Genomic DNA, 18,426 nt, shown 5'->3' on the forward strand with positions numbered 1-18,426 from the left:
CGAAAGCGCTCGTAGACCGTCTTCCACGGCCCGTAGCGCTCGGGCAGGTCCCGCCAGGCCGCACCCGTGGACAGCTTCCACAGAATCCCGTTCACCACCTGGCGGCGGTCCCGCACCGGCCGGCCCATCCGGGGAGGGGCCAGCAACGGCCCGATCACCGCCCACGACTCATCAGTCAACTCATGACGACGCACCACGAACCAACCAACGAGCAACCGACTTTACGGACACGGCCTAGGGGCGCTCGGCGCCGAAGCGTTCCCAGAGTTGCGGGAAACGGTCGGCCAGTTCGGCGTCGTCGTCCAGGTCGAAGACGGTGCCCAGGGGTTCGTCCGGCGGTTCCATCAGCTCCAGGTCCGGGAGTGGTACCCCGGTGAGCCGCTCGTACGCCTCGTCGGCGGCGTAGCCCAGGTCCTCGCCGTCGCCGTCCCGCAGCGGGTCGAAGTCCTCCAGCAGGTTGGCGAGCTCGTCGGGGTCCTGCAGCGCGCCCTCGAAGACGTCCCGGCCCTGGCCCACGAGCCAGCAGCGGAAGTCGTCGAACGCGTCGTTGTCCGCGCCCCCGAGCAGCACCGAGGCGGCACCCCACAGGTCCCGGCGCCAGGCCCGGTTGTAGCGGGACTCGAAGTGCCGGGCGAAGTCCAGCACGGTGTCCGGGTCGGTCTGCGCGAGCCGCTCGACCAGCAGGTCGGCATGGGTCTCGGGATCGCCGCCCGCGGCGTCCCGGGTGGTGTCCACGATCTCCCAGAACTCCGTCTCGTCCATCATGTCCGTCCAGCGTCGGGCCTGCCCCCCACGGTCCGTGCTCCAGAGGCGGAGCCGGCCGGTGGCGGACCAGGCGGGAACCCGGTGGTGTCGGGGCTGGTCACGTGCGTGGGCCGGCCCCGGGAACACTGTCCCGGGGCCGGCCCACGGTGTCACGCAGGTGTGGGGCCCGTGTCGAGCGACGCGGTCCTGTCGGGCCCCGTCCCGACTACAGGCCGAGGTCGGCCTCGAAGGCCCCCTCCTCCAGCCGCGCCTTGATGGTGCCGAGGAAGCGGGCCGCGTCGGCGCCGTCCACGATCCGGTGGTCGTAGGACAGGGCCAGGTACATCATGTCGCGCACCGCGATGGTCTCGCCGAGGTCCGGGTGGTTGACCACCACGGGCCGGCGCACGGTCGCCCCGACGCCCAACATGCCGACCTGCGGCTGGTTGAGGATCGGCGTGTCGAACAGGGCGCCCCGGGAACCGGTGTTGGTGACGGTGAAGGTGCCGCCGGTGGCCTCGTCCGGCTTCAGACCGCCCTCGCGGGTGCGGGCGGCGAGGTCGGCCACCCGCTTGGCGATGCCGGCGATGCTCAGGTCCCCGGCGTTGTGCAGGACGGGGACGAACAGGCCCTTCTCGGTGTCCACCGCGATGCCGACGTTCTCCACGTCGTGGTACGTGATGGTGTCGTCGTCGTTCACCCGGGCGTTGACCGACGGGTGCACCTTCAGCGCCTCGGTGGCGGCCTTGATGAAGAACGGCAGCGGCGAGAGCTTGACGCCCTCGCGCTCCAGGAAGCTCTTCCGTGCCCGGGCCCGGAGCTGCATGACCCGGGTGACGTCCACCTCGACCACGGTGGTGAGCTGGGCCGACACCTGGAGTGAGTGGACCATGTGCTTGGCGATGGCCTTGCGGATGCGGGACATCGGCAGCGTCTGGCCGCGCAGCGGCGACGGGGTGACCGGGGCGGCGGCCGGCTTGGCCGCCGGGGCCGGGCGGGTCTCCGCGGCGGCGCGGCGGGCCTCGGCGGCGGCGATGACGTCGTGCTTGCGGATGCGCCCGCCGACGCCGGAGCCCTGCACCGAGCCCAGGTCGATGCCCTGCTCGGCGGCGAGCTTGCGCACCAGCGGGGTGACGTAGGTGCCGGTGCCGTTCTCCCGGGCCGGAGCGGGGGCCGGTGCGGGGGCGGGCGCGGGCTGCGGGGCGGGAGCCGGAGTCGGGGCGGGAGCGGGAGCCGGGGCGGGCTGCTGGGCCGCGGGGGCCGGCGCGGGTGCCGGAGCGGGCGCGGGTGCCGGAGCGGCGGCCGGCGCGGGCTCGGGGGTCGGCGCCGGCTGGGCGGGGGCGGGGGCCTGCGCGGCCGGGGCCGCGCCCGGCGCGCCGATCACCGCGAGCGCGGTGCCCACCTCGGCGGTCTCGTCCTCGCTGATGAGGATCTGGAGCAGCACACCGGCGGCCGGGGCCGGGATCTCGGTGTCCACCTTGTCGGTGGAGACCTCCAGCAGCGGCTCGTCCGCCGCCACCTCGTCGCCGACCTGCTTCAGCCAACGGGTGACGGTGCCCTCGGTGACGCTCTCGCCGAGCGCCGGGAGCAGCACGGGGGTGCCCTCGGCGGCGCCACCGGCCGGCGCCTCCTGCTGGGGTGCCGGCTGCGGCGCGGCGGCGGGAGCCTCCTGCTGGGGAGCCGCCTCGGCCGGGGCCGGGGCGGGCTCGGGGGTGGGCTCCTGCGCGGGGGCCGGCGCGGCGGCGGGCGCGCCGCTGCCGTCGTCGATGATCGCCAGCTCCGCGCCGACCTCGACCGTCTCGTCCTCGGCGACCTTGATGGAGGCCAGCACACCGGCGGCCGGGGCCGGGATCTCGGTGTCCACCTTGTCGGTGGAGACCTCGAGCAGCGGCTCGTCGGCCTCCACACGCTCACCCTCAGCCTTCAGCCAGCGGGTGACGGTGCCTTCGGACACGCTCTCGCCGAGCGCGGGCAGTGTTACTGAGACCGCCATGGTGTCGGTTGCTCCTTTTGACTACTTCTGTGCAGATGAGTTCGCGTGTCCTGGGTCAGTCATGGGCGTGCAGCGGCTTGCCCGCCAGCGCCAGGTGAGCCTCGCCGAGGGCCTCGCTCTGGGTGGGGTGTGCGTGGATGAGCTGGGCGACCTCCGACGGCAGGGCCTCCCAGTTGTAGATGAGCTGGGCCTCGCCCATCTGCTCGCCGATGCGGTCGCCGACCATGTGGACGCCGACCACGGGTCCGTCGCTGACCTGAACGAGCTTGATCTCGCCCGATGTCCTGAGAATCTTGCTCCGGCCGTTGCCGGCCAGGTTGTACCGCACGGTGACGACCTTGTCCTCGCCGTACTGTTCCTTCGCCTTCGCCTCGGTGAGTCCGACCGAGGCGACCTCCGGCTGGCAGTAGGTGATCCGCGGCACACCGTCGTAGTCGATCGGCACCGTCCGCAGCCCCGCGAGGCGCTCGGCGACCAGGATTCCCTCCGCGAAACCGACGTGGGCGAGCTGTGGCGTCGGCACCAGGTCACCCACTGCCGAGATCGTCGGCACGTTGGTGCGCATCAGCTCGTCAACGAGGACGTGCCCGCGGTCCATGGCCACCCCCGACTCCGGGTAGCCGAGTCCCTCCGAGACCGGTCCCCGGCCCACCGCGACCAGCAGCAGCTCCGCGTCGATCACGGTGCCGTTCTCCAGCGAGACCCTGACCCCGCCCTCGGTGTGCTCCACGCCGGAGAACCGGGAGCCCAGGTGGAAGCGGATGCCCCGCCTGCGGAACGCCCGCTCCAGCAGCTTGGAGCTGTCCACGTCCTCGGCCGGGACCAGGTGGTCGAGTGCCTCGACGACCGTGACGTCGACCCCGAACGACTTCCAGGCCGAGGCGAACTCGACGCCGATCACGCCACCGCCGAGGACCACCGCGGAGGCCGGGACCCGGTCGAGCCTCAGCGCGTGGTCCGAAGTGATCACACGCTCGCCGTCGATCTCCAGGCCGGGCAGCGACCGGGGGGCGGAGCCGGTGGCCAGCAGGACGTGCCGCCCGGTGTAGCGGCGTCCGTCGACGTCCACCGTGGTGGGGGAGGTCAGCCGTCCCGCGCCGGCGACGAAGGTCACCTTGCGGGAGGACAGCAGCCCCTGCAGGCCCTTGTAGAGACCGTTGACCACGCCGTCCTTGTAACGGTGCACCGCTGCCATGTCGATGCCCTCGAACGTGGTGCGCACGCCGAACTGCGCGCCCTCCCTGGCCTGGTCGGCCAGTTCGCCGGCGTGCAGCAGCGCTTTGGTGGGGATGCAGCCGTTGTGCAGGCAGGTGCCGCCCGCCTTGCCCTTCTCGATGAGGGCGACGTCCAGGCCGAGCTGGGCGGCGCGCAGCGCCGCGGCGTAACCGCCGCTGCCGCCGCCGAGGATCACCAGGTCGAAAACGGTGCTGGCGTTGTTCGCCACGTCACGTCCTCCATGATTGCTGCGCCGTCCCGCCGGCCCGGTGGGGCCGTGGGACGACGGGTTCTCGGCCGTTCGGATCTGGCCCTGCCGTGCCGGTAGACCATCTTCGCACCTGTCGCCGGAGCCCGGGACGCGGGGCCATGGTGTGAGACGTCCCGACCGTCCCGTTCCCCCGCTCGGACCAGCGGCGGAGAAGAGGGATCCTCGAACACGGAGCCGAAGTACTTCTAGAGTGACCGGTCGCAGTCGGGGATAGGTCGACAGCGGGGAGAAGAGGAGGGGAATCGTGCGACTTTTTCGGAGAAGGAACCGCAATCCCAGTGCGGAGCCCACGCGGACCGGGCGTCGGGAGATCGCGGAGGGGGAACGTCACCTCGAGGAGTTCGCCGCCAGTCGGCGCGGCGTGGAGGCGTACGTCGAACCCGCCACCGCGGTCACCGCCACCACCGTGATGCTCATCGCCTCGGACGGCGAGTGGACCCGCCGCCGCGTGCCGAGCCCGGACGCCGCCCGGGCGCTCGCCGGACGGCTCGGCATACCCCTGTACGAAGCGGCGGTCGTGGGATACCCCCAGCGGATGCGCGAGTGGAACCGGCGCCGCGCCCAGGAGCGGAAGGACCTCCTGGGGGACTAGCCACCGACGCGGCACACGGCCCCGGACGTCGGTCCGGAGCCGTGCACGCACCATCCGCGCGGACGTGGACACGGCCGGTCGCTACGCGAGCCCACCCGACGCGGCCTGCTCGGCGAGCGCGACCAGGGTGCGCACCGCCGTCCCGGTCCCGCCCTTGGGGGTGTAGCCGAACGGCCCGGACTCGTTGAACGCCGGCCCGGCGATGTCCAGGTGCGCCCAGGTGGTCCCCGCGGCCACGAACTCCTTCAGGAACAGCCCGGCGACCAGACCACCACCCATCCGTTCGCCCATGTTGGCGATGTCCGCCACCGGTGAGTCCATGCCCTTGCGCAGCTCCGGCGGCATCGGCATCGGCCAGCTCTGCTCCCCCGAGTCACCCGCCAGGGTGTGCAGCAACTCCCGGAACCCGTCCTCGTTGGACATCACCCCGAAGGTGCGGTTGCCGAGCGCCAGCACCATGGCCCCGGTGAGCGTCGCCACGTCCACCACCCGGTCCGGCTGCTCCTCGCAGGCCCTGGCCAGGGCGTCGGCGAGGACCAGCCGGCCCTCCGCGTCGGTGTTGAGCACCTCCACGGTCTTGCCCGAGTACATCCGCAGCACGTCCCCGGGGCGGGTGGCCGAGCCGGACGGCATGTTCTCCGCCAGGGCCAGCCAGCCGGTGACGTTCACCTCGAGGCCGAGCTTGGCCACCGCGAGCACCGCGTTGAACACCGCGGCGGCACCGGCCATGTCGCACTTCATGGTCTCGTTGTGGCCGGCCGGCTTCAGGGAGATGCCGCCCGAGTCGTAGGTGATGCCCTTGCCGACGTAGGCGAGGGAGCTCTTGGCCTTCGGGTGCGTGTAGGCCAGCCGCACCAGGCGGGGCGGGTTCGACGAGCCGGCGCCGACGCCGAGGATGCCGCCGTAACCGCCCTTGGCCAGCGCCCGCTCGTCCAGCACCTCGACCTTGACCCCGAACTCCTTGCCGTCCGCCACGGCGCGGGCGGCGAAGTCCTTGGGCGTGAGGTCGTTGGGCGGGGTGTTCACCAGGTCCCGGGTCCGGTTGACCGCGTCGGCCACCGCGAGGGCGCGTTCCTGGGCGGCCTTGAACTCCCGGTCCCGCGGCTTGGCACCGAGGACGGCCACCTCCGCCAGCGGTGCCTTGACGGCGTCGTTCTTGCCCTTGCCGCCGTTCCCGCCGGTGCGGTAGGCGGTGAACGCGTAGGCGCCGAGCAGCGCCCCCTGCGCCACCGCCTCCGCCGAGGCGGCGTCGGCCACCGGGAGGGCGAACGCCCCCTTCCGGCAGCCGGACAGCGTACGGGCGGCCACTCCGGCCGCCCGGCGCAGCGTCTCCGTGGAGTAGCCGCCGTCCTCGGGCGGGGCGTCACCGAGGCCGACCGCGAGCACCACCGGGGACTTCACCGCCGCGGGGCTGGGCAGCTTGGTGACCTCCCCCTCACCGCCGGTCGCGCCGAGCGTCTGCAGGATCTCGGCGAGCTTGCCGTCGAACGCTTCGTCCATCTCCGCCGCACCGGGGGCCAGAACGGGGCCTTTGCTGCCCTTGGCCACACCCACGACGACGGCGTCCGCCCGCAGCGAGGCCGCGGAGGAGGTACTGAAAGTGAGTCCAGTCACGGTGTTCCTGTTCCGAGTCGTCTTCGATCACGTCCGCGCGTAGACCGAGCCTACGCTTCGGTAGCGGCCGATGCGCCGGTGACGCAGGCCCGTAATATCCGGAGGTCGCTGAGCCGGCGTCAGAAGAGCACCAGCGAAAGCAACGTCGTCAACGACGCCGTCTCGGCGACCGCGCCCAGCACGTCCCCGGTGACCCCGCCGAGCCGGCGGCGGCAGTGGCGCAGCAGCACCTCGCCGGCGACCAGACCGGCGAGGACCGCGGCGGCCCAGCGCGCCGCGGCGGCCGGCCCACCGGCCGGGACGACACCGCACCCGCCCAGCGCGGCGGCGCCACCCGCGGCGGCGGCGCACACCACGGCGGCGAGGGCGCCGGGGACGCTCCCGGCCACGGCGGCCCCCAGCCCGTCCGGACGGGCCGCGGGCACCCCCCCGCGGCAGGTCAGGGTCAGGGCCACCCGGGCCGTCACGGCGGCGAGCAGGGCCCCGGCCGCACCGGTGCGCCAGTCCCGGTCGAAGAGTTCGGCGACCGCGGCGACCTGGGCCAGCACCGTGAGGACCAGGGCCAGCACCCCGAACGGACCGATGTCCGACGCCTTCATCACCCGCAGCGCGGCATCGGCGGGCCGCCCGCTGCCCAGACCGTCCGCGGTGTCCGCGAGACCGTCCAGGTGCAGCCCGCGGGTGAGGGCCGCGGGCACCGCCACGGTGCCCACCGCCGCCAGCAGCGGGCCACCGTCCGCCGCCAGCACGGCGGCGCCGCAGGCCCCGGCGGCCACGCCCACCAGCGCCCCGGCGACCGGTGCGCAGAGCATGCCGGCCCGCGCCGCCGGCCGGTCCCAGCGGGTGACCCGCACCGGCAGCACGGTCAACGTTCCCAGGGCGAACCGCAGTCCGTGGCCGAGCCCGCTCATCCCTTCCCGGGCTGCTCTGGGGACGTCGGCCCGTCCGTCCCGCCGGGCGCGGAGGGGCCGGTGCCGCCCTGACTGTCCTTGGTGTCCGTGCCCGCCGGGGTGCCGGTCTCGGCCGCGGTCTCGGCTGCGGCGTCGGCTTCGGTGTCGGCTTCGGTGCCGGTGTCGGTGCCGGTTACGGCTTCGGTCGCGTGCGGGGGTCCGTCCGCGGCGTCCCCGGGGTCCGTGTCCGCGCCGTCCGCCGCACCGGCGTCCGGGCGCTCCGGGAGCTCGGCCAGCAGCGCCGCGGCGGCGCGCAGCAGCGGCACGGCGAGCAGCGCGCCGGTGCCCTCGCCGTAGGCGATCCGGTGGTCCACCAACGGCTCGAGGGTCAACCGGTCCAGGGCCTTGGCCTGGGCCGGCTCACCGGAACTGTGCCCGGCCCGCCACCAGTCCGGGGCCCGGAAGGCGATCCGCTGCACCACCAGCGCGCACGCCGCGGACACCACCCCGTCGAGCACCACCGGGGTGCGCCGCACCGCGCACTGGGCGAGGAAACCCACCATCGCGGCGATGTCCGCCCCGCCGGAGGTGGCCAGCAGCCGCAGCGGGTCACCGGCCACCGGCCGGGCCCTGCGCAGCGCGTCCCGGATCGCCGCGCACTTGCGCATCCAGGCGAGGTCGTCGATACCCGAGCCGCGCCCGGTCACCACCGAGGCGTCCGTCCCGCAGAGCACCGCGGTCAGCACCCCGGCGACGGTGGTGCCACCCACGCTCAGGTCACCCAGGACCACCAGGTCGGTGCCGGCGTCGGCCTCCTGGTCGGCGATGGCCATGCCGACCCGCACCGCCCGCTCGGCCTCGTCCTGGGTGAGCGCGTCCTCGACGTCCACCTGGCCGGAGCCCCTGCGCACCCGGTGCCTGGTGACCTCGTCGGGCAACTCGGCGGGGTCGCAGTCCACCGCCACGTCCACCACCCGCACCGGGACGTCGAGGTGCCGGGCCAGCACGCTCACCGGCGCCGCGCCGTCCAGTACCGCCCGCACCAGCCGGACGGTCCCGCCGGGCTCCCGGGCGGAGACACCGAGCCGGGCGACCCCGTGGTCCCCGGCGAAGAGCAGCACCTTGATGTTCCGCAGCGGACGGGTGGGGCACTGCCCCTGCACCGCCGCGAGCCACTCGCCCAGCTCGCCGACCTGACCCAGGGCCGTGGGAGGCGGCTCCAGGCGCTGCCGCCGCTCCTGGGCGGCCCGCTCGAAGGCGGGGTCGGGGCGCGCGATGACGTCGGCGAAGTCTTCCAGACTGAGACCACTCACGTTGACGGAGCTTAACGGCCCGCCTCCGGCGGGGGATCAGCGCAGCCGGATCACCTGACCGGCCACCGTCAGCAGCACCTCCTCGGACTCCTCGGCCAGCGCCGCGTTCAGCCGGCCGAGTTCGTCACGGAAGCGCCGGCCGGACGGCGTGGCCGGCACCACCCCGCTGCCGACCTCGTTGCTGACCGCGACCACCGTCCTCCCGGTGGTCCGCCACGCCGCGCGCAGCGCCTCGACCCGCTCGCGCAGCAGCGCCTCCCCGGCCCGCTGCCAGGCCTCCTCGTCCCACCCCTGGTAGGCGTCCATGACGGCGGTCAGCCACAGCGAAAGGCAGTCCACCAGCAGCGGCGGCCCCGGCTCGGCGAGCAGCGGCTCCAGGTCGCAGGTCTCCACGGTCCGCCAGGAGGAGGGGCGGCGCTCCCGGTGCACGGCGACCCGGCGGGCCCACTCCGGGTCGCCCTCGCGGGCGCCGCCCGTCGCCACGTAGACGACGCCGGGGAACGCGGCGAGCCGGCGCTCCGCCTCCCGGGACTTGCCCGACCTGGCACCGCCGAGCACCAGGGTCCTGCGGGGCACCCGCACGTCCCGGCTGCGCTCCCGCACCAGGACCGTGGTGCCGTCGGGCACCGTCCTGGCGCCGAGCGAGGCCAGCCGCCGGTGGGTCTCGGGACCGGGCGGCACCGTGTGGTCCAGGTGCACCGCGAGCACGTGGGTGGACCCGTCCACCGCCCCGGTCCGGCGCAGACCGGCCAGGGCGTCCTGCCGGCCGAGGACGTCGAGCAGGACCGTGTCGTAGGGGAGTTGGGGGTACTCGGTGGTGGCCGGCCCCGCGCCCGGCGGCAGGTACAGCAGCCGGGCCCCCTCCGGGTCCGCGACCTCGTACCCGGTGCCGGGAACGTCCACCGGGACCGCGCGCACCCGGTGGTCGCCGAGCAAGTGCTCCCGGCCCTCGGGGACCCGGCCCGGCGTGGGGAGCGGGGCCGGCACCCGCGGCGGGGAGCCGTCGTCCCGGTGGGAGAGCAGGACGTGACCCACCCGGTCCAGGTTGCGCCCGGCGCGGGCCGCGGCGACGCCGAGACCGGGGGTCAGGTCGAACAGCAGGGTCCCGTCCACCAGCAGGGCCGTCGCCGCACGGGCCGCGCTTCCGGTGGCGGTGGCGCAGGCCGCGCAGGGGCAGCCGGGCCGGGGCAGACCGAGGGGTGCTCCGGTGCCGAGCAGCGTGAGTTCCATGGTCAGGATGGTCTCAACGACGGCTCGGCCCGGTCATCACGGACCGGTGGTCATCGCCAGGGTCAGCGGCCCCGGTTACCCTGCCGGTGCAGGGCTACACCGGACCCACTGCGTGAGGGAGTCGATGATGGCGTGGACGTGGCGGTTCGAGAGTTCCGACGGCACCGCGGTCACCCCGGTGGTGGAGCCGGAGGAGTTCAGCACCCAGGGCGACGCCGAGACCTGGGTCGGGGAGCACTGGCAGGAGCTGCGCGACGGCGGGGCGGACCGGGTGACGCTCCTTGACGACGGAGGCGTGGTCTACGGGCCGATGAGCCTGCACGAGGCGTAGGGCCACCGCCAGGGGTGCCCCCGGGCGGTCCCCAGCGGGCCGCCCGGGCACGCCTCTTTCGCGCTCAGGGACGTCCGGGCTGGGTGTCGGTCAGCTCGGGGTCCCGTTCCACCACCGGGCGCAGCACGTCGTCGATCCTCCGCAGCAGTTCCGGCTCCAGCGTCACCCCTGCCGCCCGCACGTTCTCCTCGACCTGCTCGGGGCGGGAAGCGCCGATGATCGCCGCCGAGACGCCGCTGTTCTGGAGCACCCAGGCCACCGCGAGCTGGGAGAGGGTCAGGTCGGCCTCCCGGGCCAGCGGGCGCAGCACCTGGACCCGCCGGAGCACCTCGTCGCGCAGTAGGGGCTCGATCATGGTGGCGCCGCCGTTGGCGTCGGTGGCCCGGCTGCCGGCCGGCGGCTGTTGGCCCGGTAGGTACTTGCCGGTCAGCACGCCCTGTTCCAGGGGGGAGAACACGATCTGGCCGAGGCCGAGTTCGGCGCAGGTCGGCAGCACCTCCGACTCGATCACCCGCCACACCATCGAGTACCTCGGCTGGTTGGAGACCAGCGGCACGCGCAGTTCGCGGGCGAGCGCGTGGGCCGCCCTGATCTGCTCGGCGCGCCACTCCGAAACGCCGATGTAGTGGGCCTTGCCGGCCCGCACCACGTCGGCGAACGCCTCCATGGTCTCCTCGAGCGGGGTCGCGACGTCGAACCGGTGGGCCTGGTAGAGATCCACGTGGTCGGTGCCGAGCCGGCGCAGGGAGCCGTTGATCGACTCCATGATGTGCTTGCGCGAGAGCCCCCGGTCGTTGTGGCCCTCCCCGGTGGGGAAGTACACCTTGGTGAAGATCTCCAGGCCCTCCCGGCGCTCGCCGCGGAGCGCCTCGCCGAGCACCGTCTCGGCCCGGGTGCCGGCGTAGACGTCCGCCGTGTCGAACGTGGTGATCCCCGCGTCGAGCGCCGCGCGCACGCAGGCGAGGGCGGTGTCCCGCTCGACCTGGGACCCGTGGGTGATCCAGTTGCCGTAGGCGATCTCGCTGATGATCAGGCCGCTGTGCCCGAGGTGGCGATACTCCATGGCACGGACCCTAACCGGGGGATCTCGACGACCCGTGGAAACGGGCCGGTTCCGGTTCGGGCGCGGGACCCACCCCGGACCCGGGGGCCGCAGGGGGCGGCCGCCTCGGGCCGCGCACCGGCGTCAGATCGTGTCGCCCCGCTTGACCTGCGGCTTCGGCATCCGCAGCCGGCGCATCTGGAGGGTCCGCATCAGGGCGTACGCGACGACGCCCTTCAGGTTCTCCTTCGGGTACCGCTTGCGGGCCAGCCGCTTGACGGAGAAGCCGGTGCGGACGGAGTCCAGGACGATCAACGCGATCACCACCGCCCAGCCGAGCAACGCCGCGGACTGGAACGAGGGGATCATGCTCAGGATCAGGATGATCACGGCCATGGGCAGGAAGAACTCGGCGACGCTCATCCGGGTGTCCACGAAGTCCCGGGCCAGTTTGCGCACCGGGCCCTTGTCCCGCGCCGGCAGGTAGCGCTCGTCCCCGGTGGCCATCGCCGCTCGCTCCTTGGCGAGCTGCGCTCTGCGCTCCCTGGCCATCTCGCGGCGCTGCTCCTTGCTGGCCTTGCGCGGGTCCACCGAGCGTTTGGCCCGGCCCCGTCGCTCGGCCTCGGCCTCGCTGCGCTTGGGGGTGGGGCGACCCTTCGGTGCCTGCGGGTCGCGGTTCTGCCGATCGGCCGGGGCCTCGGCGACCGCGGTGGCGGCCTGATCATCCTTGGAACGACGTCGGAACACACCTGAAGAGTACGTGGTGGTGGGGGTTGGGCCGTACTCGGACAGGGAACGATCCGATATCAGGCGTCGGCCCCCCAGTGGGCGTGTCCTCCCCGCGCCGGATCAGCGCCTGACCTGATCGTCCCCTAGGAGGAGCGCATCCGGCTCCTAACGGTGCGGTAATGGAACCACGGCCCGTACTGTGGGGTCTGTAGAGGCGGCACATGTCGGAGAAGGGGGCGCGCGAGGCCCATGAGCGGTGTCATGAAGCGGATGGGAATGATCTTCCGCGCGAAGGCCAACAAGGCTCTGGACAGGGCCGAGGACCCGCGCGAGACGCTTGACTACTCGTACCAGAAGCAGCTCGAGCTGTTGCAGAAGGTGCGCCGCGGGGTCGCCGACGTCGCCACGTCGCGCAAGCGCCTCGAGCTGCAGCTCACGCAGTTGCAGCGGCAGTCGGCCAAGCTCGAGGACCAGGGGCGCAAGGCGCTGGCGCTGGGCCGCGAGGACCTCGCCAGGGAGGCGCTGACCCGTCGCTCCTCGGTGCAGCAGCAGGTCATGGACCTCGAGGCGCAGCACCAGACGCTCCAGGGCGAGGAGGAGAAGCTGACCCTCGCCGCGCAGCGCCTCCAGGCCAAGGTGGACGCCTTCCGTACCCGCAAGGAGACGATCAAGGCCACCTACACCGCGGCCCAGGCCCAGACCCGGATCGGCGAGGCGTTCTCCGGCATCTCCGAGGAGATGGGCGACGTCGGCCTGGCGATCCAGCGCGCCGAGGACAAGACCGCGCAGCTCCAGGCGCGGGCAGGGGCCATCGACGAGCTGCTCGCCTCGGGGGCCCTGGACGACCAGAGCGGGATGGCCAAGGACGACATCACCGCCGAGCTGGACCGGATCTCCGCCGGCTCCGACGTGGAGCTCGAGCTCCAGCGGATGAAGGCCGAGCTGGCCGGTGGTTCCCCGCAGCAGGCGATCGAGAGCGGCCAGACCCCGCAGGACCGTCCCCGCTTCGACAAGCCCTAGCTCATCCTGGAGCGGCAGCGCAGCGGTGCCGGGCCCACAATGGAGCGACGGGCGACGGACACCTCCGTCGCCGTGGGGCGGCGCGGGCGGCCACTCCTGCGCCGGCAGTGGCCGTACCAGCACCAACCAGCACCGACCGTGGAGGAACCGTCATGATCGTACGGATCATGGGGGAGGGGCAGGTGAGGCTGGCGGACAGCCACCTCGCCCGGCTGAACGAGTTCGACGACGCCCTGTCCGCCGCGGTGGAGCGGGGCGACGAGGCGTCCTTCCGGCTCACCCTGCACGCGCTGCTCGACGCCGTGCACGAGCAGGGCGAACCGCTGCCGGACGACGCGCTCGAGCCGTCCGAGCTGATCCTGCCCGCCCGGGGCTCCACCATCGACGACGTCCGCGCCATGCTGTCGCAGAGCGAGGAGGGCCTGTTCCCCGGCTGAACCGACGACCGCCGCCGCGGGTACTGCCGCCGGTACCCCACACGTCAGGGCGCCCCGACCCACCGGGTCGGGGCGCCCGGCCTTGCGGCGGGCCGTTCACCCCGGGGGCCCGCCGGGGGGGCTGGAACGGTCACAGGAAGGCGTCCGAGGGGATGTACGGCGCCGGTGGCCGCATCCCCCGCACGCACAGGTAGCCGGCGTTGGACAGGGTCAGGCCGGCGGCCATGCCGACGTCGATGGCCCAGTCCTGCTCCGCGGTCAGGTCCGCCACGGTCACCTCGGTGCCGTGCGGCACCAGCAGCAGCGCCTCGGTGAGCAACCGGGTGGCCAGCCGCCGGGAGGTGGCCGCGAGCAGCTCGACGCGCCCGTCCCGCAGGTAGCAGTAGCCGCTGCCGACCAGGGTGTCCGCCACCAGCAGCCGGTGGTGGCGGAGTAACTCCTCGTGGTCGGGGCCGTGGGCTCCGCCGCGCAGCCGGCGGTCCACCGAGTCCAGCAGGTGCAGGTGGTGGGCGCTGCCCGGGTGGACCGGGATGCCGTCGGGGTCGGGGAGACCGGTGCGGTCCTCCACCACTCCGCTGAGCCGCATCGCCGGGTGCAGGGTGAAGCCGGCCTTGCGGTACCTGCGGGCCGCCCGGGGGTCGCTGGAGGCACAGATCAGGCCGCGCAGACAGCCGCGGCCGTAGAGCGTGGCGCGGTCGAGCAGGGCCCTGCCGACGCCCTTGCCCTGGGCGTGGGGGACCACGGCGAACAGGGAGAGCCCCCACGTTCCCTCCCGGCGCAGGGCCAGGGCCACCCCCAGGGCGTCGCCGCCGGCCTCGTCCAGGGCGATCCAGCAGCCCCCGGGGTCGGTGCGGGCCAGGTGCCGCACCCGTCTGCGGTACCGGACGGCCCGTTCGTGCGGCCAGTGGTCGGGGGGGTCGTCGAACGCGGCTGCGGTGATCGCCCGCACGGCCTCCGCGTCCGCCTCGGTGTCGTGGACGTGGCGCATCAGCATGCGCTCCACCTCACCGTGTGGCCCGGCGGGGGCGCAAGGGGGCGGGCGGTGGAGCGGTGCTGGGGCCCGGCGTGCACACCGGGCACACCGGACCCGCTCGCCCCGGGCCGGGTCGCCCCGTCGGCCGGCCGGCCAGGCGGGACCGTAGGGTGGGCGCCGGCGCCGTCGGCACGACGCTTGTATCCGCTTTGTATGACCGTCTCCTTCAATCGTCGGGTCACCGACCCGAGGAGAGGTCATGCAGAGACGATTCCGCCTTCACATAGGGGCCGCGTGCGTGCTCGCCACCTGCGTGGTCGCCGCGCCGTCCGCGGTCGCGGCTCCGCAACAGTCGGCGTCCACCTCCCTGGAGGCCGCCGCGACGCGGCCGGCGTTCAGGATGCCGTTCGACTGTGGTCAGACCTGGCGCGGCAGCAACTGGCAGGGACACAGCCCGGCGCACTCGATCGACTGGAACCACTACGACGCCAACGGCAACCCGGACGACTACCGGCGCCGGGTGTTCGCCAGCGCCGGGGGCACGGTGCTGTCCTCCTACTACTCCACGACCACCGGCTACGGCAACACCATCGTCATCGGCCACGGGGACGGCTGGCAGACCCGTTACGCGCACCTGGACAGCAGGGAGGTCAGCAAGGGCGACCAGGTCTCGCGCGGCCAGCTCATCGGGCGGGTCGGCAACACGTCCGCCGAGTACACACTCTCCCCGCACCTGCACTACGAGCAGATCTACAACGGGTCGGTGGTCGTCGCGGTCGTGCAGGGCGTGTCCTACCCCGACTACGTCGCGCGGTACCAGACGAGCACCAACCGCTGCTGATCCCCTCCGGGTGCGCGGGCCGACGGTGCCGCGGGCCGTCCCCCGGCCGGCGGCCGGCGCGGGGGACCGCCGCCCGGGAACGGCGGCCCAGCCGCGTCCGACCTGCCGGAGCGGATCAGCGCAGCGACCGCAGTTTGGCGTCCACCAGGTCGGCCTGGTCGCCGGCCCTGAGCCGCCGCCACGCCGACAGGGAACGGTGGAAGTAGCCGCGCGCGGTCTGCTTCCGCCCGGTGGCGTGGTGGAGCTCGCCGAGCAGGCAGGCGACCCGTGCCTGGGCCCTGCAGTCCCCGAGCTGCTGCTGCACGGCGAGGGCGTCGACCAGCAGGGCCGACGCCCGGCCGGCGTCGCCCTGGCGCAGGCACAGCTCACCGATGCTCTGCTGCACGTACGCCGCGCAGTGGGTGTCGGCGAGGTCGTCGAGGATGCGGAGGGCGCGTTCCAGTTCGGCTCGCGCCCCGTCTGGTTCTCCCCGCAGTTCGTGCAGCACCGCGATCCGGCGGCGCACCTGTGCCTCCCGGTGCCGGTCACCGACGGCGCGGGACAGGCTCAGGGCGCTGGCCAGCCACGGGGCCGCGGCCCCGGGAGCCCGCCGCTCCAACCACACCGAGGCGATGGCGTTGTGCGCCACCGCCTGGCCGTGTTGGTCACCGGCCTCGCTGAACGTGTCCAGGGCCGTCGTGAACGTCTCGAGCGCGGCGTCGAGGGCGCCGGTGACCCGGTGGACGGACCCGGCGCCGACCGCGGCGACCGCTTCCCCCGAACGGTGCCCGAGCGCGGCGAAGAGGTCGCGTGAGGCGTCGAACGCCGCGAGCGCGTCGGTGTACCGGTCCTGGTAGAGGTGGAGCTGACCGAGGTTGCGGAGCAGTGCGGCGGAGCGGGCGTCGGACGGCGTGGGTGTCGCGTCGAGCACGAGCCGGTGGGTCCACAACCAGTCGTCGTAGTAGCCGCGCATGTCGAAGAAGCTCGCCAGTTCCACCGCGAGGTCGGCCGCCCGGTGGACCTGGCCGAGGCGCACCGCGGACCCCACGGCGTGCACCAGGAGTCGGCGTTCGGTCTCGAACCACTCCACGGGCTGGGCCCGTACCGCCCGCGCGATCCCGGTGGGCGGCACCACCGGTCGCCCCTCCTCGCCGAGCACACCGAGGAACCGCGTGGGCATCGCGGCGTTGGCGATCCGGGTGAGCGCGACCAGGGTGTCGATGACCTGGAGCCGGCGCTGGTGGCGCAGGTCGGCGTCGTCCGCCTCGGCCAGCTCCCGGGCGTAGCAGCGCAGCAGGTCGTGCATGCGGTACCGCTGGAGGCCCAGCCGGTCAGTGCCGACCACCTCGACCAGGTGTTCGTCGGCGAGCGTCTCCAGGACCGCGGTGGCCTCGGGGCCCAGGCCGGCGGCCACCGTGACCAGCCAGCCCGCCGCCTCGTCGGCGAACTCGCCGAAGGCGCGGAAGGCGGTCGCGGCCGGCTGGGACAGGTGCCGGTAGCTCAGCTCGGCGCTGGCCCGCACCTCCATCTCGCCCGTCTGGAGCTGGTCGAGCCGGCCGCGCTCGTCGTGCAGGAGGTCGGCCAGGGTCCCGACGGTCCACCCCGGCCGGTTCGCCAGCCGGGAGCCGGCGATCCGCACCGCCAGCGGCAGGGAACCGCAGCAGGCAAGCACCCGGTCGGTGTCCGTCCCGCCTTCCCGTAGGCGGTCGGGGCCCACGATCGCGCCCAGCAGGGCGCGGGCGTCGGAGTGGTCGAGCACGCCGACGGGGACGTGGTGGGCGGGGAGTCCGGGTGCGCGACGGCGGGAACTGACGAGGACCGCCGACCCCCCGGTGCCCGGAAGCAGCGGGCGCACCTGGGTGCCGCTCGCGGCGTCGTCGAGGACGATGAGGAAGCGGCGCTGCGCCAGGCGCGAGCGGAACAGAGCGGCGCGTTCCCCCAGGTCACGGGGGATGGCACTGTCGATGACGCCGAGCCCCCGGAGCATCTCGGCGAGCACGTCGGCCGGTTCGCGCGGCTGGTCGCTCGTCCCCCCGAGGTCGACGAAGAGCTGGCCGTCCGGGAACGCCTCCCGCATCCGGTGGGCGACGTGGACCGCCAGGGTGGTCTTCCCGGAGCCCGGCGGACCGGACAGGATTGCGACGACCGGCTGCCGGCCGGCCGTCGCCAGCAGGTCCTCGAGCCTCCTGGCCTGCTCCGCGCGGCCGGCGAAGTCCGGAACGCCGATGGGCAGTTGGCACACCGGGACGGGGCTTGTCCTGAGGTGCCGGCCGACGTACCCGTTGACCTCCTCGCCGGCGCCGCGTAGCGACGCGCCCGGCTCGACACCGAGTTCGGCGGCGATGACCCGCTCCGCCTGGGCGTACGCCGAGCGGGCCTCGACCGTCCGCCCGGAGCGGTGCAGCACCCGGACCAGCATCTCCCACAGGTCCTCCCGCAGCGGGTACTCGGTGAGGCGGGAACGCAGTTCCGCGACCAGCGGCGGGAAGTCCCCCATGCGCAGCCGGACCTCCAGGCACTCGTCGACCGCGACCGACCGCGCCTCCTCGGCCCTGGTGATGGCCGGGTCCCAGGCCACGCTGGCCGGCACGTCCTGGAGCACGCTGCCCCGCCAGAGGCCGAGCGCGGACTCGTAGCCCCGCAGCGCGGTGTCGTCGTCGCCGCGCTGCCGTGCGGCCCGGGCCTGGGCCAGTCGCTGTGTGAACAGGAGCAGGTCGACCTCGTCGGGGGAAGCGTCGAACACGTAGCCGGACGGCTGGGTGCGCAGTCCCGCGGTGCTGATCCCCGCGTCGGAGAGCGCCCGCCGGAGTGCCCGCACGTAGGTGCGTACGTTGGCGACGGCGGAGCGCGGCGCGCCCCCGGGCCAGAGGATCTCGGTCAGCAGGTCCAGGGAGACGAAGCCGCCGGGCTGGAGCAGCAGGGTGGCGAGAACCGCCCGGGGTTTGGGGCCACCGATGTGGACAGCGGCGCCCTCGTGCTGCACGCGGAGCGGCCCCAGCAGTCCGAACGTCGGTTCCTCCATGCTCCCGCCTCCGGGGCAGTCCGTGATGTCCGCGCACAGGGTACTGGCGAGCGAACTCGTCGAACAGGGAGTCGGGTCGCGCCCTCCTGGATGATCCCGACGGGGCGGGGACGCGTCCCGCCGCGGTTCCGCGGGTGACCGCCCGCCCGGGTCCTCGGGGGCCGCGGACCCGGGCGGGACCTCTCGGACA

17 protein-coding genes are annotated in these 18,426 nt (G+C 73.9%); 5 read left to right on the forward strand and 12 right to left on the reverse strand.

Translation table 11 applies throughout. The features are described 5' to 3' along the window. The 4 genes from A3IG_RS32340 to lpdA form a co-directional block, all read right to left on the reverse strand. Positions 1-194 (reverse strand): transposase (locus A3IG_RS32340; RefSeq protein ID WP_026219924.1); only part of this gene is annotated, 194 nt, incomplete at its 3' end. Positions 195-234: 40 nt separating this feature from the next. Then, a complete protein-coding gene (locus tag A3IG_RS0105655; RefSeq protein ID WP_026219925.1) occupies positions 235-762 on the reverse strand; it encodes a DUF4240 domain-containing protein in 528 nt (175 codons plus the stop codon). A gap of 208 nt (positions 763-970) precedes the next feature. Further along, complete coding sequence (gene sucB / locus A3IG_RS0105660; RefSeq protein WP_018382572.1) at positions 971-2,737, reverse strand: 2-oxoglutarate dehydrogenase, E2 component, dihydrolipoamide succinyltransferase; 1,767 nt, start codon at positions 2,735-2,737, stop codon at positions 971-973. A gap of 55 nt (positions 2,738-2,792) precedes the next feature. Next, positions 2,793-4,181 (reverse strand): dihydrolipoyl dehydrogenase, encoded by a 1,389-nt coding sequence (gene lpdA, locus A3IG_RS0105665; protein ID WP_018382573.1) that lies wholly within the window; start codon positions 4,179-4,181, stop codon positions 2,793-2,795. A gap of 286 nt (positions 4,182-4,467) precedes the next feature. Between lpdA and A3IG_RS0105670 the strand changes: the two genes are divergently transcribed. Beyond that, positions 4,468-4,815, forward strand: coding sequence for a hypothetical protein (locus A3IG_RS0105670; RefSeq protein WP_026219926.1), 348 nt, complete (start codon positions 4,468-4,470; stop codon positions 4,813-4,815). 81 nt (positions 4,816-4,896) lie between these two features. On the opposite strand, the gene A3IG_RS0105675 is transcribed toward A3IG_RS0105670, so the two are convergent. The 4 genes from A3IG_RS0105675 to A3IG_RS0105690 all read right to left on the reverse strand — a co-directional run bounded on the left by A3IG_RS0105675 (position 4,897) and on the right by A3IG_RS0105690 (position 9,862). Beyond that, on the reverse strand, positions 4,897-6,429 hold the full coding sequence (locus A3IG_RS0105675) for a leucyl aminopeptidase (RefSeq protein ID WP_018382575.1): 1,533 nt from the start codon (positions 6,427-6,429) through the stop codon (positions 4,897-4,899). A 119-nt stretch (positions 6,430-6,548) separates the two neighbouring features. After that, entirely contained in the window at positions 6,549-7,340 is a 792-nt protein-coding gene (locus tag A3IG_RS0105680) for an adenosylcobinamide-GDP ribazoletransferase (protein ID WP_018382576.1), read from the reverse strand. After that, complete coding sequence (cobT, locus tag A3IG_RS0105685; RefSeq protein WP_018382577.1) at positions 7,337-8,632, reverse strand: nicotinate-nucleotide--dimethylbenzimidazole phosphoribosyltransferase; 1,296 nt, start codon at positions 8,630-8,632, stop codon at positions 7,337-7,339. Before cobT ends, A3IG_RS0105680 begins: the two co-directional genes overlap by 4 nt. Positions 8,633-8,668: 36 nt before the next feature. Then, entirely contained in the window at positions 8,669-9,862 is a 1,194-nt protein-coding gene (locus tag A3IG_RS0105690; RefSeq protein WP_018382578.1) for a bifunctional adenosylcobinamide kinase/adenosylcobinamide-phosphate guanylyltransferase, read from the reverse strand. 127 nt (positions 9,863-9,989) lie between these two features. Between A3IG_RS0105690 and A3IG_RS0105695 the strand changes: the two genes are divergently transcribed. After that, complete coding sequence (locus A3IG_RS0105695; protein ID WP_018382579.1) at positions 9,990-10,193, forward strand: hypothetical protein; 204 nt, start codon at positions 9,990-9,992, stop codon at positions 10,191-10,193. 64 nt (positions 10,194-10,257) lie between these two features. Here A3IG_RS0105695 and A3IG_RS0105700 read toward each other — a convergent pair whose 3' ends face one another. Continuing rightward, on the reverse strand, positions 10,258-11,256 hold the full coding sequence (locus A3IG_RS0105700; protein ID WP_018382580.1) for an aldo/keto reductase family protein: 999 nt from the start codon (positions 11,254-11,256) through the stop codon (positions 10,258-10,260). Between the two features lie 123 nt (positions 11,257-11,379). After that, positions 11,380-11,982 (reverse strand): DUF3043 domain-containing protein, encoded by a 603-nt coding sequence (locus A3IG_RS0105705; protein ID WP_018382581.1) that lies wholly within the window; start codon positions 11,980-11,982, stop codon positions 11,380-11,382. A 231-nt stretch (positions 11,983-12,213) separates the two neighbouring features. Here A3IG_RS0105705 and A3IG_RS0105710 point away from each other — a divergent pair, with 231 nt between their 5' ends. Together A3IG_RS0105710 and pspAA are read left to right on the forward strand one after the other, a co-directional pair. Beyond that, positions 12,214-12,984: a PspA/IM30 family protein gene (locus A3IG_RS0105710; RefSeq protein WP_078500079.1), complete on the forward strand. Its 771-nt coding sequence runs from the start codon at positions 12,214-12,216 to the stop codon at positions 12,982-12,984. A 152-nt stretch (positions 12,985-13,136) separates the two neighbouring features. After that, on the forward strand, positions 13,137-13,421 hold the full coding sequence (pspAA, locus tag A3IG_RS0105715; protein ID WP_018382583.1) for a PspA-associated protein PspAA: 285 nt from the start codon (positions 13,137-13,139) through the stop codon (positions 13,419-13,421). A gap of 130 nt (positions 13,422-13,551) precedes the next feature. Here pspAA and A3IG_RS0105720 read toward each other — a convergent pair whose 3' ends face one another. After that, on the reverse strand, positions 13,552-14,415 hold the full coding sequence (locus A3IG_RS0105720) for a GNAT family N-acetyltransferase (RefSeq protein WP_018382584.1): 864 nt from the start codon (positions 14,413-14,415) through the stop codon (positions 13,552-13,554). A 238-nt stretch (positions 14,416-14,653) separates the two neighbouring features. Here A3IG_RS0105720 and A3IG_RS0105725 point away from each other — a divergent pair, with 238 nt between their 5' ends. Continuing rightward, positions 14,654-15,235, forward strand: coding sequence for a M23 family metallopeptidase (locus A3IG_RS0105725; RefSeq protein WP_051087398.1), 582 nt, complete (start codon positions 14,654-14,656; stop codon positions 15,233-15,235). Positions 15,236-15,350: 115 nt separating this feature from the next. Here the strand turns inward: A3IG_RS0105725 and A3IG_RS0105730 are convergent, their stop codons facing one another. After that, positions 15,351-18,236: an AfsR/SARP family transcriptional regulator gene (locus A3IG_RS0105730; protein ID WP_018382586.1), complete on the reverse strand. Its 2,886-nt coding sequence runs from the start codon at positions 18,234-18,236 to the stop codon at positions 15,351-15,353. Positions 18,237-18,426 lie beyond the last annotated feature (190 nt).

Source organism: Wenjunlia vitaminophila DSM 41686, from assembly GCF_000380165.1.
GTDB classification, from domain to species: domain Bacteria; phylum Actinomycetota; class Actinomycetes; order Streptomycetales; family Streptomycetaceae; genus Wenjunlia; species Wenjunlia vitaminophila.

Excerpts from the sequence above, each read along its gene's own strand:
- A3IG_RS0105655 (WP_026219925.1), bottom strand. The coding sequence starts at position 762 with ATGGACGAGACGGAGTTCTGGGAGATCGTGGACACCACCCGGGACGCC.
- sucB (WP_018382572.1), bottom strand. The coding sequence starts at position 2,737 with ATGGCGGTCTCAGTAACACTGCCCGCGCTCGGCGAGAGCGTGTCCGAA.
- A3IG_RS0105680 (WP_018382576.1), bottom strand. The coding sequence starts at position 7,340 with ATGAGCGGGCTCGGCCACGGACTGCGGTTCGCCCTGGGAACGTTGACC.
- A3IG_RS0105690 (WP_018382578.1), bottom strand. The coding sequence starts at position 9,862 with ATGGAACTCACGCTGCTCGGCACCGGAGCACCCCTCGGTCTGCCCCGG.
- A3IG_RS0105695 (WP_018382579.1), top strand. The coding sequence starts at position 9,990 with ATGGCGTGGACGTGGCGGTTCGAGAGTTCCGACGGCACCGCGGTCACC.
- A3IG_RS0105700 (WP_018382580.1), bottom strand. The coding sequence starts at position 11,256 with ATGGAGTATCGCCACCTCGGGCACAGCGGCCTGATCATCAGCGAGATC.
- A3IG_RS0105710 (WP_078500079.1), top strand. The coding sequence starts at position 12,214 with ATGAGCGGTGTCATGAAGCGGATGGGAATGATCTTCCGCGCGAAGGCC.
- pspAA (WP_018382583.1), top strand. The coding sequence starts at position 13,137 with ATGATCGTACGGATCATGGGGGAGGGGCAGGTGAGGCTGGCGGACAGC.
- A3IG_RS0105720 (WP_018382584.1), bottom strand. The coding sequence starts at position 14,415 with ATGCTGATGCGCCACGTCCACGACACCGAGGCGGACGCGGAGGCCGTG.
- A3IG_RS0105725 (WP_051087398.1), top strand. The coding sequence starts at position 14,654 with ATGCAGAGACGATTCCGCCTTCACATAGGGGCCGCGTGCGTGCTCGCC.
- A3IG_RS0105730 (WP_018382586.1), bottom strand. The coding sequence starts at position 18,236 with ATGGAGGAACCGACGTTCGGACTGCTGGGGCCGCTCCGCGTGCAGCAC.